General features: G+C 71.5%; 16 protein-coding genes. 4 read left to right on the forward strand and 12 right to left on the reverse strand.

The window, feature by feature from the left end; genetic code table 11:
* Both ACFWXC_RS45795 and ACFWXC_RS45800 read right to left on the reverse strand, forming a co-directional pair.
* Complete coding sequence (locus ACFWXC_RS45795; protein WP_384488931.1) at positions 1-357, reverse strand: hypothetical protein; 357 nt, start codon at positions 355-357, stop codon at positions 1-3.
* A gap of 237 nt (positions 358-594) precedes the next feature.
* Positions 595-1,245, reverse strand: a complete 651-nt coding sequence (locus ACFWXC_RS45800) for a nucleotidyltransferase family protein (protein ID WP_384488933.1) — start codon at positions 1,243-1,245, stop codon at positions 595-597.
* 342 nt (positions 1,246-1,587) lie between these two features.
* Here ACFWXC_RS45800 and ACFWXC_RS45805 point away from each other — a divergent pair, with 342 nt between their 5' ends.
* Positions 1,588-2,172 carry a hypothetical protein gene (locus tag ACFWXC_RS45805; protein ID WP_384488935.1) on the forward strand — a complete coding sequence of 195 codons (585 nt, stop codon included), beginning with the start codon at positions 1,588-1,590 and terminating at the stop codon, positions 2,170-2,172.
* Between the two features lie 18 nt (positions 2,173-2,190).
* On the opposite strand, the gene ACFWXC_RS45810 is transcribed toward ACFWXC_RS45805, so the two are convergent.
* The 3 genes from ACFWXC_RS45810 to ACFWXC_RS45820 are packed head-to-tail and all read right to left on the reverse strand — an operon-like array spanning position 2,191 to position 3,756.
* The gene (locus ACFWXC_RS45810; protein WP_384488936.1) at positions 2,191-2,604 is read right to left on the reverse strand and encodes an arsenate reductase ArsC; all 414 of its coding nucleotides are present in this window, start codon (positions 2,602-2,604) and stop codon (positions 2,191-2,193) included.
* A 25-nt stretch (positions 2,605-2,629) separates the two neighbouring features.
* Entirely contained in the window at positions 2,630-3,367 is a 738-nt protein-coding gene (locus ACFWXC_RS45815) for an MIP/aquaporin family protein (RefSeq protein WP_384488938.1), read from the reverse strand.
* Positions 3,364-3,756, reverse strand: coding sequence for an ArsR/SmtB family transcription factor (locus tag ACFWXC_RS45820; RefSeq protein ID WP_384488940.1), 393 nt, complete (start codon positions 3,754-3,756; stop codon positions 3,364-3,366). Before ACFWXC_RS45820 ends, ACFWXC_RS45815 begins: the two co-directional genes overlap by 4 nt.
* 104 nt (positions 3,757-3,860) lie before the next feature.
* Between ACFWXC_RS45820 and arsM the strand changes: the two genes are divergently transcribed.
* On the forward strand, positions 3,861-4,760 hold the full coding sequence (gene arsM / locus ACFWXC_RS45825; protein WP_384488942.1) for an arsenite methyltransferase: 900 nt from the start codon (positions 3,861-3,863) through the stop codon (positions 4,758-4,760).
* Positions 4,761-4,949: 189 nt separating this feature from the next.
* Here arsM and ACFWXC_RS45830 read toward each other — a convergent pair whose 3' ends face one another.
* Positions 4,950-5,408 (reverse strand): winged helix-turn-helix transcriptional regulator, encoded by a 459-nt coding sequence (locus tag ACFWXC_RS45830; protein ID WP_384488944.1) that lies wholly within the window; start codon positions 5,406-5,408, stop codon positions 4,950-4,952.
* 239 nt (positions 5,409-5,647) lie between these two features.
* On the opposite strand from ACFWXC_RS45830, the gene ACFWXC_RS45835 reads away from it, so the two are divergent.
* Positions 5,648-6,418 carry an SDR family NAD(P)-dependent oxidoreductase gene (locus tag ACFWXC_RS45835; RefSeq protein WP_384488946.1) on the forward strand — a complete coding sequence of 257 codons (771 nt, stop codon included), beginning with the start codon at positions 5,648-5,650 and terminating at the stop codon, positions 6,416-6,418.
* 142 nt (positions 6,419-6,560) lie between these two features.
* Positions 6,561-7,121, forward strand: a complete 561-nt coding sequence (locus ACFWXC_RS45840; RefSeq protein WP_384488948.1) for an NADPH-dependent FMN reductase — start codon at positions 6,561-6,563, stop codon at positions 7,119-7,121.
* Positions 7,122-7,405: 284 nt separating this feature from the next.
* On the opposite strand, the gene ACFWXC_RS45845 is transcribed toward ACFWXC_RS45840, so the two are convergent.
* The 6 genes from ACFWXC_RS45845 to ACFWXC_RS45870 all read right to left on the reverse strand — a co-directional run bounded on the left by ACFWXC_RS45845 (position 7,406) and on the right by ACFWXC_RS45870 (position 14,917).
* Positions 7,406-8,923 (reverse strand): MFS transporter, encoded by a 1,518-nt coding sequence (locus ACFWXC_RS45845; protein ID WP_384488950.1) that lies wholly within the window; start codon positions 8,921-8,923, stop codon positions 7,406-7,408.
* 65 nt (positions 8,924-8,988) lie between these two features.
* A complete protein-coding gene (locus tag ACFWXC_RS45850; RefSeq protein WP_384488952.1) occupies positions 8,989-9,918 on the reverse strand; it encodes an NAD(P)-dependent oxidoreductase in 930 nt (309 codons plus the stop codon).
* Positions 9,919-10,134: 216 nt separating this feature from the next.
* On the reverse strand, positions 10,135-11,091 hold the full coding sequence (locus ACFWXC_RS45855) for a LysR family transcriptional regulator (protein WP_384488954.1): 957 nt from the start codon (positions 11,089-11,091) through the stop codon (positions 10,135-10,137).
* A gap of 96 nt (positions 11,092-11,187) precedes the next feature.
* A complete protein-coding gene (locus ACFWXC_RS45860; protein WP_384488956.1) occupies positions 11,188-12,666 on the reverse strand; it encodes a multicopper oxidase family protein in 1,479 nt (492 codons plus the stop codon).
* Between the two features lie 296 nt (positions 12,667-12,962).
* Positions 12,963-13,445: a DoxX family protein gene (locus ACFWXC_RS45865; protein ID WP_384489009.1), complete on the reverse strand. Its 483-nt coding sequence runs from the start codon at positions 13,443-13,445 to the stop codon at positions 12,963-12,965.
* Positions 13,446-13,888: 443 nt separating this feature from the next.
* Positions 13,889-14,917, reverse strand: coding sequence for a Ku protein (locus tag ACFWXC_RS45870; protein WP_384488958.1), 1,029 nt, complete (start codon positions 14,915-14,917; stop codon positions 13,889-13,891).
* Positions 14,918-14,956 lie beyond the last annotated feature (39 nt).

Here is a 14,956-nt window from a genome sequence, read left to right on the forward strand (position 1 = left end):
TCACTCCCCGTGGCGGCGGAGGAACTCCTCCAGAGCGCGCCGCTGCACCTCGTCGGTGGCGCCGGTCAGCTCGATCTCGTCCTCGCCGATCTTCAGGCGGACGCTGCCCGAGCGGCGGCGGTTCAGCCAGTCCTGGACGACGGCGGTGAGCACCGGGAGCAGGGCGCCGCTGCCGCCCAGGCCGAGGAGGAGTGCGCCCAGTTGCACGGCCGCCGTGGAGCGACTGCCCTGTGGCGGTGGCCCCTGCGTCACCCGGTCGATGCTGTCGAGGTCCAGCTCGCTCAACTCGGCGATCAGATGCTGGAGTTGTTCCTCGGCATACTCTTCGTCGCCGTCTCCTGTGTCGAGTACGAGCATGACCGGAATCGTCCTGACCCCCATGACGCCTCCCCGTTCACCCACGCGTCGGGGGAACTCTAGCGACGCCGGGACGGGTGGGGGAATGGTCCGGAAGGATCCGATGGTCAGAGTTTGCGCAGGCGCAGGCTCTGCACCTTGCGGTCCGGGCTCCTGTGCGGGACCAGGATGTCGGGACAGTGCACGGTGAGCTTCCCGCGGGGGGGCGATGCCGTAGTACCGGGACACTCGTCCGCTTCAGGCCGGACGAGCCGTCTCGTTCGGGAGAGATGGTGGCGGAGCGCCAGTCGAAGCGTCCGGCCATGGCAGGACGGTGAGTTCCGGCCACTCGTCCTGCCAACGCGCTGCCTTGGTCTCGTAGATCTCCCGTGGGGCCAGGACCGAGTTGGGCCGAAGGACAAGGTTGAAGACGTCGGAGAGCCCATGGGGCGCGTACACGCGCCATCCTCCGTCGAGTTTCAGCCGGACGCCCAGACAGCACGTCGTCGCGGCGAAGGAGTCGATCGCGGCCTCGGTGGACTCGTGGGGCGGACAGGGCACTCCGAACTTCTGCTCGTACCACAGGTGCACACGGGCTTCGTTGCGGATCTCCACCTCGGCCGGCAGGTCGGCGAATAGCTCGTGACCCGCTCTGATCACGGCATCCTCCGCTTCCCAGGAGCGGTCGCCGTCGTCGAAGTAGAAGATGTCGTAGTCCTTGATGCCGTTGGCCGGGGGCCTGCCGGTGACCACGTTCCACACCGTCTGGAACAGGCAGCCCGCCGTCACGTACCAGCCGGGCAGGTCCAGTGTTGCCGCCCTGGTCATCACGTCGGTCAGGATCTCGTTCCGGGAGAGGGCGGATCGCAAGCCCTGGAGTTGCTCATCGAGAGGGAGTCGGCCAAGCATCCGCCTTGCCTACCATGGCGGCTGTCAGAGCATCAGGGCCGGGCTTCGTTCGAACTCCTCCGGATCCGCATCCTCCCTCAGCCATGACTCGCCCCGGCCGACATGGCCAACAACCTCTGCGGCATCCTCGACGGGGCGGGGGCATCGAACCCGCCCGGGTGGCAGCCCGTTCGGGCTTGCTGAAACCGTCTCGTGCCGCGTCGAAATCGATCAGACCGACGACGGGTCGACCCTGAGCGCGGTCGATGGCTGCGGGGTTGGTGGTCCGCGGGTGGTTCGCTCCGGTCGGGTCAGCCGATAAGCGCTGGCTCACGCCCCGTCCCGTGCTTCAGGATTCTCGGTGTGACAGACACGGGACCCGCCCAAGAAGAGACGCCGGACGGGCTGTTGGGCTGGTGCCTGGTGGCCAACGTGGCGCGGGAAACCGCGCACGGCGAGAGCGGCCTCGACATCCAGCACGGCACGAAGCACTTCCGCGCAGGCACCCTGCTGTGGCTCCCGCCCGTCCGCTGGGACCCGGGCCACGGTCGCTGGCCTGCGGTGGGCCGGCACCGAGGCAACGGCCGCCAGTACGTCAACATGATCGTACGTGCGGAGGACCTGGAGAACTTCCGGGTCAAGGGTGTCTACAGCGAAGCTCTGGTGCGCAGCCTCAACGGTTACCTGCACGACCCGGCCGCCCCGCGGATGCTGCAGAACCCGTGGACCCGCGAGCGGGCCCAGAGCTGGGCGGACGGCGGGAACCGCCACCGGGAGCCCCTCTTCATCGAAGGCCACCCCTACGCCCACCCGCGGATCTCCGTTCCCAACCCTCCGCCGGCCGAGATCGAGGTCGCCGGTGAAACCCTGCACCTCGCCCACTACGGCACCAGGGGAGCCCGCTACAGCCGCACACCCCCGCCCGCGGAAAGAACGCCCGAGCCCTGAGGGGAGGTGGGTCGGTCCTCAGTCGGGTGCCACTTCCGAGATCAGTTCGCGCACGCGCGTCTCGATCGCGTCGCGGATGGGGCGGACGGCCTCGACGCCCTGCCCGGCCGGGTCGTCGAGCTGCCAGTCGAGGTACCGCTTGCCGGGGAACACGGGGCAGGCGTCGCCGCATCCCATGGTGATCACGACGTCGGACGCCTGGACGGCCGCCACGGTCAGAATCTTCGGGGTCTCGGCGGAGATGTCGATACCGGCCTCGCTCATCGCTTCGACCACGGCCGGGTTGACGGTGTCGGCGGGGGCCGAGCCGGCGGAGCGGACCTCGACACGGTCGCCCGCGAGGTGGGTGAGGAAGGCGGCGGCCATCTGGGAGCGGCCGGCGTTGTGGACACAGACGAACAGCACCGAAGGGCGCGAGGGGGAAGTGCTCATGGCGGGTGACTTTCTCGGGGCGGGGTCAGGAGGAGACGGGTTCGGGTTCGCTGCCCGGGATGCCGGTCTCGCCTCGGGTGCGGGCGGCCTGCGGGCCGTGGACGGCGGCCACGATGCCGAGCCCCAGAGCGGTGCCGAACAGTTGGGCGGCGATGAACGGGGGGACGGAGGCGGGCGCGATCCCGGCGAAGGTGTCGGTGAAGGCCCGCCCGATGGTCACCGCCGGGTTCGCGAACGACGTGGAGGAGGTGAACCAGTAGGCGGCCCCGATGTAGGAGGCCACCGCGGCCGGGGCGAGCGCGGTGCGGCCGATCCTGGCCAGGCCGAGGACCAGCAGGATCAGCCCGGCCGTGGCGACGACCTCGCTCAGCCACAGGTGTCCGGCGGAGCGGTCGTGGGTGGAGAACTGCACCGGCGGCTCGCCGAACATCGCGTCGGCCAGGATCGCGCCGCCGATCGCCCCCGTGATCTGGGCGGGCACATACGCGGCGACATCCCGCAGGGTGATCCTGTCCGGGGTACGGCGTTCGGTGAACCACACGGCGAGGGTGACGGCCGGGTTGAAGTGCGCGCCGGAGACCGGCCCGAAGACGGTGATCAGCACGCCCAGACCGAAGACCGTGGCGAGGGAGTTGGCGAGCAGTTGCACGCCGACGTCGTGCGACAGGCCGGTGGCCTGGATGCCGGAGCCGACCACCACCGTCACCAGAAGCCCGGTCCCGATCGCCTCCGCGGCGACACGGCGGCCGAGCGGGGTGTTCACGCGGCGGCTCCGGCAGTCCCCGGGGTGGTCAGGAACGCGGCAAGCCGGTCGCGTACGCCGGGCAGCGCCCAGTAGTACACCCACGTGCCGCGACGCTGGCAGTCGATGAGGCCGGCCTGCCGCAGGAGCTTGAGGTGGTGGGAGATCGTCGGCTGGGACAGGTCGAAGGCCGGGGTCAGCTCGCACACGCAGACCTCGCCGACCTCGCCGCTCTGGCCGCCCTCGCCGCGCGAGGCGATCATCGACAGCAGCCGCAGCCGGACAGGGTCGCCCAGGGCTTTGAAGATTTTCGCCAGGTCGGCCGCCTGATCCTCGTCCAGCGGCGCGGCGGACAGGCCCGGACAGCAGGCGGCGTCCTGGCCGATCACCTCAAGCTCTTGTTTCGACATGCTTCTATGTTGACGTTTTTCTATCCAAGGCGCAAGGTTGCATCAACGAATGTCAATACAGGCCGTTCCGGGCCGTGCTGCGGCCCGTCACCTGGGAGTGAGACATGAGCGAGCAGTCCACCGACCTGCGCGAAACCGTCCGCCGGCGGTACGCGGCGGCAGCCGTGAAGGTCACCGAGGGCGGCACCGCGTGTTGCGGGCCACAGCCGGTCGAGGCCGACGAGAACTTCGGCTCGGCCCTGTACGCCGCCGACGAGCGCGACGCTCTGCCCGCCGAGGCGGTCGCCGCCTCGCTCGGCTGCGGCAACCCCACCGCCGTCGCCGAACTGCGCGAGGGCGAAAGCGTTCTCGACCTCGGCTCCGGCGGCGGTATCGACGTCCTGCTCTCCGCCCGCCGCGTCGGCCCGACCGGCAAGGCGTACGGACTGGACATGACCGAGGAGATGCTCGCCCTCGCCCTGGCCAACGCCGAGAAGGCGGGCGCGACGAACGTGCAGTTCCTCAAAGGCACCATCGAAGCGATCCCGCTTCCCGCGCACACCATCGACGTCGTGATCTCCAACTGCGTGATCAACCTGTCCACCGACAAGCCGACCGTGTTCGCCGAGACCTTCCGCGTGCTCAGGCCCGGCGGCCGGATCGGCGTCTCGGACGTCGTCGCCGATGACACTCTCAACGCCGGGCAGCGGGCCGAGCGCGGCGACTACGTCGGCTGCATCGCCGGAGCCCTGTCCTTCGCCGAATACCGCCGGGGACTGGAGGCGGCCGGGTTCACGGACATCGAGATCACCCCGACGCACTCCGTGGCCGACGGCATGCACTCCGCCGTCATCCGTGCGGCCAAGCCCACCACCTCCACCGTCCCGGACACCGCCGCGACATCGCCGGCGGACGACTCCTGCTGCGGCGTCACCGCATGCTGCACCGGGGCCGAGCCGGCAGCCGACCCGTCCATCACCGTCGGCACGGCCAAGAGCGCCGCCGGATGCGCCTGCCGGAGCTGACCACTCGTACCCGGCGACAGGCGCGTCGGAAGGCACGCTGGTAGGCGACGTCGCCGGATGCGGTCTTCCGGGTCGGGCCGGCGGCCAGCCTCATCCCGGCCGTACCGCTCCGCGATCTCTCCGGCGGGCGACCGCAGCCGGCCCGTGCGCTCTCCCTCGCCCGCCTTCTCGCCAACCGCCCAAGAGCCTTCACGCTCTCCGTGCGGCGCTCGTGTCGTACGTGTCCTGGTGGCGTCGGATCTCGGTGCGGTGTTCGGCGCTCCAGGCCGCCAGGTGCTGGATGGCGGAGAACAGGGAGGCGCCGAGGTCGGTGAGGGAGTACTCGACGCGGGGCGGTACCTCCGCGTAGGCCGTGCGGTCGACCAGCCCGCTGCGCTGGAGGCCCTTGAGGGTGAGGGTGAGCATGCGCCGGGAGATGGCCGGGATCGCGGCGTCGAGGTCCGAGTAGCGGGCGTCGCCGGCGGCAAGGACGCCGATGACCAGGATGCTCCACTTGTCGCCCACCAGGTCGAGGACCTCGCGGATGAAGTCCGTCTCCCACTCGTCCCAGCGCGCGCACGGGCCCGGGAGACGCAGGACGTTCACCCGCGCCTCGCCGGTGAAGGCCGCCCGGCCCTCGTCGCCCGCGTCACCCTCGTCGTTGCTCATCGGTGACGCCCTTCGGATGTCCCTCAGGAACATAGACATACCTTTTGTAACCCTTGTCGCGTTCCTGCACAGTGGGGCGCGCACCAGGCGTCAACGAACTGGTCGAAGCGGTTGTGCTGCGCGCACAGGACGGCAACCGCCGGGCCCTTCAGGCGTATTCCCGCCTCGTCGCCTCCGGCACCGGCCCCGCCTGCCACGTCGGCGCCGCTCCCTCACCAACCGAAAGGACGTGCCCCGTCATGGAAGGGCTCAAGGACAAGGTCTTCATCGTCACCGGCGGCGGATCGGGCATCGGCGCGGTCACCGTGCAGCGGCTGCTGGCCGAAGGCGCCCGGGTGGCCGCGGCCGGCACCAACCCCGACAAGCTCGCACGGACCCGCGAGCAGGCGGCGGAGGCCGCCGACCGGCTGCTCACGGTCCAGTTCGACCTCCGGGACGCGGACTCCATCGCCTCCCTGGTCGCTCAGACCACCGAACACTTCGGCCGCCTCGACGGCGTCGCCAACGTCGCCGCCGCCGTCAGCGCGGACCTCATGACCCGCGACCAGGGCGTCGACACCATGGACCCCGAGGTGTGGGCCGAGATGATGCGGATCAACGTCACCGGCACCGGGCTCGTGATCCGCGAGAGCCTGCCCGCGCTGGTCGCCGCGGGCGGCGGCTCGATCGTGAACATCTCCTCCCTGGCGGCATGGCAGCGGGAGTCGTGGCTCGCCGCCTACGCCTCGTCCAAGATCGCCCTGCACGCGCTCACCCGCCACACCGCGCACGAGTGGGGCCGCAAGAACATCCGGGTCAACGCCGTCGCCCCCGGTGTCGTCCTCACCGAGAACGTGCGCACCGGCACGCCCCCCGAGATCCGCGAGGCACTGCTGGAGAAGACCGCGCTCCCGCGGCTCGGCGAACCCGAGGACCTCGCCTCCATGATCGTCTTCCTCCTCTCCGACGAGGCCAGCTGGATCACCGGCCAGATCCTGTCGGTCGACGGCGGCGTGACCATGCGCGAGTAGCCCTGCCGGCCGCCGGCCCGGCTGTCTGCCGGGCAGCTGCCTGCTGCCGGCTGCCGACTGCCGGCCGGCGAACCCGGATCCCCTCTCGCCGTACCTCCCCGTACGCGTTTGTTCCATCGGCACGTCCATACCTGGAGAACCCATGTCCGTCCGCATCCTCGCCCTCGTCGGCAGCCTGCGCTCCGGCTCGCACAACCGCCAGCTCGCCGAGGCCGCCGTCAAGCACGCTCCCGAGGGCGTCACGGTCACCCTCTACGAGGGCCTGGCCGAGGTGCCCTTCTACAACGAGGACATCGACACCGACGAGCACCGCCCCGCCGCCGCCACCCGCCTGCGCGAGGCCGCCGCGCACGCCGACGCGTTCCTGCTCGTCACCCCCGAGTACAACGGCACCATGCCCGCCGTGCTGAAGAACGCCATCGACTGGCTGTCCCGCCCGTTCGGCGCCGGCGCCCTGGCGGGTTCGCCGACCGCCGTCGTCGGCACCGCCTTCGGTCAGTACGGCGGGGTGTGGGCCCAGGACGACGCCCGCAAGTCCGCCGGTATCGCCGGCGCCACCATCGTGGAGGACGCCAGACTCGCGATACCGGACTCGGTGACCCGCTTCGCCGAGACCCACCCGGCCGACGACACCGAAGCCGTCGCGCAGCTCAGGCAGGTGCTCGGCGCCCTCGCCGCCACCGTCGAGGGCCCCGCGGCCTGAGCCCCGATCCCCGGCACGCTCCGAGCGGAGGCGTTCCGGTGCCGGGTGGCGGGCAGGGACGGCCTGCCACCCGGCGTGTTCCGCGGACCGTGTTCCGTTTCCGTGGACCGTGTTCCGTGTTTCCGTGTTCCGTGTTCCGTGGACAAGGCGCCCGGCAGGACAAGGCGCACGGGACGGCACGGGAACCTGGGCGACCGCAGGTGGCCGACGGTGGTCCGGCAGCTCCCCGGCGTTCCCCTCCCGCGTCGATGACCGTCGACGCGGGTACAAGGGGGGACTGTCCGTCAGGCCGGTTCCGGGGCCTTCGAGGTGGCCTCGGAGGTGGACGGGGTGTGGGCGGACTTCTGCCGGGTCCGCAGGGCGACCAGCGTGGCGAGGCCGGCCGCCGCCGCTCCGGCGAGCATCGCGGCGCGGTCGCCGACCGCCATGCTGCTGTGGCCCGTTCGGTCCACCGCGTCGGCGATGGCGGGAAGCAGCGCCGCTCCCAGCGCGGCGCCCAGCTGGCGGCTCATGTTGACCACGCCGCCCACCAGTCCTTGGTCGCGGTCGGCGACACCGGCGCTGGCGGTCACCATGCTTCCGAACGCCGTACCGGCGGTGCCGAACCCGACCAGGACCACTGCCGCGAGCGGCGGACGGTAGCCGCCGCCCATCGGGAGCTGGGTCAGGACGAGGAAGCCGGCGGTGGCGGCCAGGGCGGTCAGCACCAGTACGCGCTGGATCCCCACGCGTCGCGCCAGCCGGGCGCCCAGCAACCCGGTCGCCAGGCCGACGATGCCCTGCGGGGCGATCACCAGGCCGGCCGCCAGCGGGGACATGCGCAGGACCTCCTGGAGGTACACGGAGAGCACCAGCATCTCCCCGCCGTTCCACAGACCGAGCAGCATCATCAGGGTGCCGGCACTGCGCAGCCCTCGGGTGCGCAGCAGCGCGGGCCGCACGAGCGGATCGGCACGCCGTTGCTCGACGGCGAAGAACGCCACGGTCGCCAGGGCCGAGAGCCCGAGCGGAACCAGCACGCCGGCCGATCCCACGCCGGTGACCCCGGCCTGGGAGACCGCGAAGACCAGCGCGGCGACGGCACCTGTGATGAGCGTCGCGCCGACGGTGTCCAGGTGCCGCCCGGCCCGGCTCAGCCTCGACTCGTGCAGGAGACGCGGGGCCAGCAGCAGGGCGGCCAGTCCCACCGGGATGTTCACCAGGAACACCGAGCGCCAGCTGAAGAACTCCACGAGGACACCGCCGAGCACCTGTCCGGCGACGAAGCCGACCGACGCCGTCGCCCCGTACAGGCCCAGCGCGCGGGTGCGCCGCGGGCCTTCGGGGTAGCCCGTGGTGATCAGGGAGAGCGCGGCGGGCGCGACCATCGCGGCGCCACAGCCCTGCACGGTGCGGGACAGGATCAGGAGCAGCGGATCGTGCGCGAGGCCGCCGGAGAGCGACGCGGCGGTGAAGACGCCGATCCCGGCCATGAACAGGCGCCGCCGACCGTAGAGGTCCCCGGCGCGGCCGCCGAGGATCAGCAGCCCGCCGAAGGTGATCGCGTAGGCCGTGACCACCCACTGCACCGAAGCGGCCGAGATGCCCAGCTCGTGCTGGATCGACGACAGCGCGACGTTCACGATGCTGAAGTCGAGCACCACCATGAAGGACGCGACGAGGATGAGCGCGAGTCCCAGCCGTTGGTGCCCGGAGGCAGAGGCGGGGGCCGGCGTGCCTGCCGTCGGGATCGTGTCCCCGGGGGGCCGTGTCGGGCCGTTCTCCGGGTCACTTCGGGTGGCCGGTCCAGCTGCTGCGGTCATCACCGGGGTCCTCTCTTGCGGGGTCCTGCGCAGGAACCCCGCAAGATCCCTGCGCAGGGGGCTGGTCAGGCGGCGGTGTACACCGCGGCCAGATCGTCGTCGGCGTGGCTCGCCGCGGCCTGCCGCCAGCGGGGCAGCAGCGCCTGGGTGAGCGCGAGTTCGGTACCGCTGGCCCGCGCGGCCTGCACCGCCAGCTCGGCGTCCTTGAGCGCGTGCTTGAGCGCGAACGCGGGGGTGAAGTCACCGGTCAGCATGGTGGTGGCCTTCTGCACGGCGTACGGCGAGCCGAGCGGCGTCGACTGCAGCAGGTCCACGATCGCGGTCGGGTCCAGACCGAGCCGGCGGGCGAAGGAGAGAGTCTCCGCGGTGGTCTCGGCGAGGTCGACGAGCCAGTTGTTGAGCACCAGCTTGGCGCTGGTGCCGGCGCCGGCCGGGCCCAGCCAGACGGTGGCCCTGCCGACCGCGCCGAACACCGGGGCGAGGACGTCCCGTATCCCGTCCGGGCCGCTGGCCAGCACGATGAGCTGCCCGGCCCGGGCCGGGCCCTCGCTGCCGGAGACCGGGGCGTCCACGAACGTCACCCCGCGGCGGGCGGCGAGGCGGCCGAGCCGGGCCGTCCAGTCGGCTCCGACGGTCGCCATCTGCACCCAGACCAGCCCGGGTGCATCGGCCAGGAATCCGTCGGGCCCGGTGGCCGCCTGTCCGGTGGCGGGGCCGTCGGCCAGCATGGTGACGAGGATCCCGGCGCCCCGGACCGCCTCCGCCGGGCTGGGCGCCACGGCGGCGCCCGCGCCGGTGAGGAGCTCGGCGCGGTCGGCGGTCCGGTTCCACACCCGTACGTCGAAGCCGGCGCGGGCCAGATTGGCGGCCATCGGGCCGCCCATCCGCCCGGTGCCCACGAACGCGATCGGCGGCGTCGACGTTCCGGGGCGGCGACCGGGACGGTCGGGACGGTCGGGGGCGGTGTCCTGTCGTGCGGGCGTGTCGGTGCTCATGGCATTTCCTCCGGCTGCGGTGGTGGGGTGGGTACTTCGACCCTCGCAGCCGCGGAAAGCCGCTGGTAGTGGCCTCACGCTTGGCGGGGTACAAGCCGGGCTTGTACCGGATCGCAGGCATCGACGGCCGGACGGCCGAACCGGACCGCGGCCACTCCCGGGCAAGCCCGAGCCGGTGGACGGGCCTGCGCACGAGGCCCACGACGGCAGCCCCGGTCAGTGGGTTCGGCCGCTGCGCCGCTCTTGGTGCCGGCGGGTCAGGATGTGGGCGATCAGGTCGCGGGCCGCGCCGCTGGGTGGGGTGGTGGCGCCGTCCCAGACGGCGCGCAGGGTTCGGCGCAGGTCGAGTTCGGGTGTCTGTACCGCGACGAGCCGGCCGCCGGCCAGGTCGTCGGCGACGGCGAGTTCGCTGATGACCGCGGGCGCCGCACCGGCCAGCGCGGCCGAGCGGATCGCCGCGGTGGTGGAGAGCGACAGCGCCGCGGGGGCCTGCGGGGCACCGGGGCCGAGTACGGCGGTCAGCGCGGCGGCGAAGGTGTCCCGGGTACCGGAGCCGCTCTCCCGGCTCACCAGCGGGGTGCCGGCCAGTTCGGCGGCGCTGACGGGCCGGGGGCCCGCCCACGGGTGACCCGGAGCGACGACAACCGTGAGCCGGTCGTGGCCGATGACCCTGCCGTGCAGCCCGGCGGGCTCGTGCGGGCCCTCGGTGAAGCCGATGTCGGCGATGCCCTCGGTGACATGGGTGATGACCATGGCGGTGTTGGCGTAGGTCAGTACGATCTCCGGGGCGTGCCTGCCCTCGGGGGTCTCCGCGCGGAAGGACGCCAGCCAGCCGGGCAGGAGCATCTCGGAGATGGTCGAGCTGGCGCTGACCCGCAGCCGCGACCGCTGGCCGGCCCGCAGTGCCGTGATCCCGGCGTCCATCTCGGCCGCGACGTCCAGCAGCCGGGCGGCCCACTCCGCGATCATGACGCCTTCGACGGTCAGGCTGGACCCGCGTGGAGTCCGGTGCACGAGGGTGACACCGGTCTGTGCCTCCATCGCGCGGATCCGCGCCGATACGGCCTGCTGGCTCACCCCCGCCTTGCGGGCGACACTGTTCAGGCTGCCTTCCCGGGCGACCCCGAGCAGGAGTTCCAGCGCGGCCAGGTCGGGGATGTGCGTGCTGAGCATCGTCCCAGCCCTCCCAGCTGTGAGCCAGGGTTCTTGCCCCTCAAGCGTACGACCGCCACCACGGCCCCCGGCCGTGGTGGCGGTCCGCCGTGGTGATCACTTGCCGGGCGAGTCCTTGCGGGGCGCGACGATGTCCAGGACGGCCATCATGCCCATGTCCTCGTGGTTGAGGATGTGGCAGTGCAGCACGGTCTTCCCGGTGAAGTCGGTGTAGTGGATGCGGAAGACGGCCTTGCCGCGCACGGGCACGTCGATGGTGTCGTACCAGCCGTGGGACGGGTCGTGGGGCTTCCCGTCGATGCTCATCAGCTGGAAGTCGTTGGTGTGGATGTGGAAGGAGTGGGTCTCGTCGGAGTCGTTGCGGACGGTCCACTCCTCGACGGTGTCGAGGGTGCCGGTGAAGTCGATCCGGCGCGGGTCGTACAGCCGGCCGTTGATGTAGAACTTCGTGCCCGCTTTGTTCTCCGTGAGGACGACGGTCCTGCGGGCCGCGATCGTCGCCTTGCTCAGGTCCTCGTGCGGGGCGATGCCGGTCGGCAGGGCGGCCCGGCGTACGGGCGTGCCGCCGCTGACGACGGTGGCGAGGTCGACCCGGGGGAACTTGTTCCCGGCCGGTCCGGTGTCGTACTTGAGGGTCTCCAGACGTGAGGTGCCGGGCGGGCCTCCCTGGACCAGGACGTCGAAGCGCGCTCCGGCCGCGATCACCAGGGTGTCCTGGTCGTACGACTTGCGGACGGGGATGCCGTCCTGGGCGATCACGCGGAAGCGGTAGCCCGGGAGGTGGAGGCGGTAGTAGATGTTGGCCCCGATGTTGGCGAGCCGCCACAGCTGGGTCTCCCCCGGCCGGATGGTGATCACCGGGTTCTGCTGGCCGTTGACGGTGCGGTTCGTGGGCGACCCGATCTTGAGCGGGTGCGTCTTGATCGCGTCGCCCTCGACCTGGAAGTCCTTGAGCGCGATCGTGTGCTCGGTGATGCCGCGCAGGGACGGGGGCAGGTGCTGCTGGAGGCCCTCGACGACGATGACCCCCGACTCGCCGCCGGCGACCTGCGGCGCGGACATCATGTCCGCGTGCGAGTGGTACCAGAAGGTGCCGGTCGGATGGTTGAACGGCAGCTGGTACCTGTAGTGGTACGAGTGGTTGTACTTGACGGCGATGAAGACGTCGTCGGAGGGGGCGCGCGGCGAGACGTGGAGGCCGTGCGTGTGCAGGTTGGTGTCCTGGTCGATGCGGTTGGTCATGGTGAGGTCGATGCGGTCGCCGGGTCGTACCCGCAGGGTGGGTGGCATGTACGCCCCGTTGTAGGTGGTGGCGTACAGCCGGCGGTCGCCTACCTGTACCTCGCGGCGCTCCACCACGATGGCGGCCTTGAGGAGGCCGTCGCGGCTGACCAGTTCCGGCGGGTCCTGCAGCCGCGGTCCGGCCGCGGGGCGGTGGCCGGCCGCCGATGCGGGCTGGGTGCGGGGGGAGTCTCCGGCCGGTGTCAGGTCCCCGCAGCCGGTCAGCCAGCCGGTGGCGAGGAGCAGGCCGGCGACCGGCAGGGCCGGCGAGAAACGGATGCGGGACCGGGTCACTTCTCTCCCAGGGAAGCCGAGCGACCGGACGGCGGTTTCACGCCCGAAGGGTCGACGTCACGACGGTCCGCCGAGGGACCGTCTGCCGGAATGTAGGAGAAAGGGCCCCCGCCCCTCGGCGTGCCACGCGCAGGGAACGGCGGCAACCGCTCGAGGCGGCAGGACTTCCACACGGATGGCGGCAGTTCCGCGCCCTATGGCCGTAGCCGTCCCGCCCCGCCCGGCCTGGGCGGGGCCGGCACGGAGCGGGACGGGGCGGTACGGGGCGGTACGGGGCGGTAAGGAGCAGGGCGCGTTCAGATGCTCAGTGCGATCGCGGCGCCGATGCCGCCCAGACCGAGCGCGACGGCGGCAGCGGGCCAGCCGTCCGAGCGCCAGGGGAAGAACCGGTCGACGGACACCCGGCCCGGGCCGATGGCGGCGAGGGCGAGGGCGACGATGCAGATGGAGACGCTGTACTCGACTCCGCCGTTCTGGATCCACAGGCCGTGGGCACCGCTCACGGTCACCATGGCGTTGATCATCACGCCGATGACGGCGGCGGCCGCCAGCGGGGTGAGCAGCCCGACCGCCAGACCGAGGCCCCCGCAGAGTTCCGAGAGACCGCCGATCACCGCGAAGACCTTGCCCGGGTGGTAGCCGAGGACGTCGAAGCTCCTGCCGGTGGCCGCCAGTCCCGGCCCTCCGAAGATGCCGAACAGCTTCTGCGCACCGTGGCCGGCCAGCAGCAGTCCGAAGGTCAGCCTGATCAGCAGCAGTCCGCACTCACCGGCGGACAGCCGGAGACCCGGACCGGCGGCTTGTGTCCCGCCCGGCGGGCCCCAGGCGGTCCTGGCCGGATCGGCGGGCCTGCGGACCTCCGCCACGGGGCCCGCGGGAGCGCGTGCCTGGGTCAGTGACAGGACATGAGTTCTACCGAAGGGGTGGAGATGCAGAGCACGCATGACAATGCCTTCACTGGTGGGAACGAGCCGGTCCGCCCGCCATGCGACGGGCCCTCCCCCATCACCCAGCATTGCGCCATTACCTCACCATATCCACCGATATGTTGAAATATGCATTATCTCGATCGCCGATAACGAGCAGGGCGCAGCTCGGCTGCTACCGGGCGCGGTACGCGACGGGGCTCCGAACGGCGGTGGAGACCAGGCATGGTGACGGATCGCCAGGAAAGCCGGGGCGCGCGTCGAACACGGCGCCGCGACACCCGACGGGGGCGGCTCTATGCCGAACGTTTGCGAGGTGAAACCGTCTTCTTGACCGTCGACTTCTTCGCCGTCGCCTTCTTGGCCGTGGACTTCCCGGCCGCCGCCTTCCCGGCCCCCGCCTTCGCGGCCGACGTCTTCGCGGCCGACGTCTTCGCGGCCGTCGCCTTCTTCGCCGCCGTCCCCTTCGCCGCCGTCTTCTTCGCCGCCGCCCTCGGCCTCTTGCCCGGCATCGGCGTGACCTCGGCCTCCGCGCCCCGCGCCTCCTCGCCCCGCGACTCCTTCGCCGCGCGGACGCTCTTCTCCAGGGCCGCCATCAGGTCGAGCACCTTGCCGCCCCGCGCCGGTTCCGGGGTCTCCGGCGGGGCCTCGCCGGCCGCCTTCGCCGCGATGACCTCCTCCAGGGCCGTCCGGTACTCGTCGTGCAGGTCTTCCAGGTCGACCTCGCCGAGGGTGTCCATCAGGGCGTCGGCGAGGTCGAGTTCCTTGTCGCGGACGGTGACGTCGACGTCGGGGGCGACGCCCTCCGGGGCGCGGACCTCGTCCGGCCAGAGCAGGCCGTGCATGGCGATGGCGTCGCCGACCACCCGGAGCATGCCGAGGCGTTCCCGGCCGCGCAGCGCGTATTTCGCGATGGCCACCTTGTGGCTGCGTTTCAGGGCCTCGCGCAGCAGGGTGTACGGCTTCGCGGCGGGGGCGCCGGAGGCCGCCAGGTAGTACGCCGCGTCCATCTGGAGCGGGTCGATCCGGTCGGCCGGGACGAAGGCGACGATCTCGATGGTGCGAGCGGTGGGAAGGGGCAGGTGGGACAGGTCGTCGTCGGTGATCGGGATGATCGTGCCGTCCGCGTCCTCGTACCCCTTGCCGATCTCCGACTGGGTGACCTCGCGGTCCTCCAGCTCGCAGAACTTGCGGTAGCGGATCCGGCCGTTGTCCTCGGCGTGGACCTGGCGGAAGGAGATCGAGTGGCTCTCCGTGGCGTTGACCAGCTTGATCGGGATGCTGACGAGACCGAAGGAGATCGCGCCGTTCCAAATGGATCGCACCTGCGGCTTCCTTCCGTCCGGATGCCCATGATTTGTATG

The sequence above is a fragment of the Streptomyces sp. NPDC058683 genome (assembly GCF_042716195.1).
Lineage (GTDB): Bacteria > Actinomycetota > Actinomycetes > Streptomycetales > Streptomycetaceae > Streptomyces.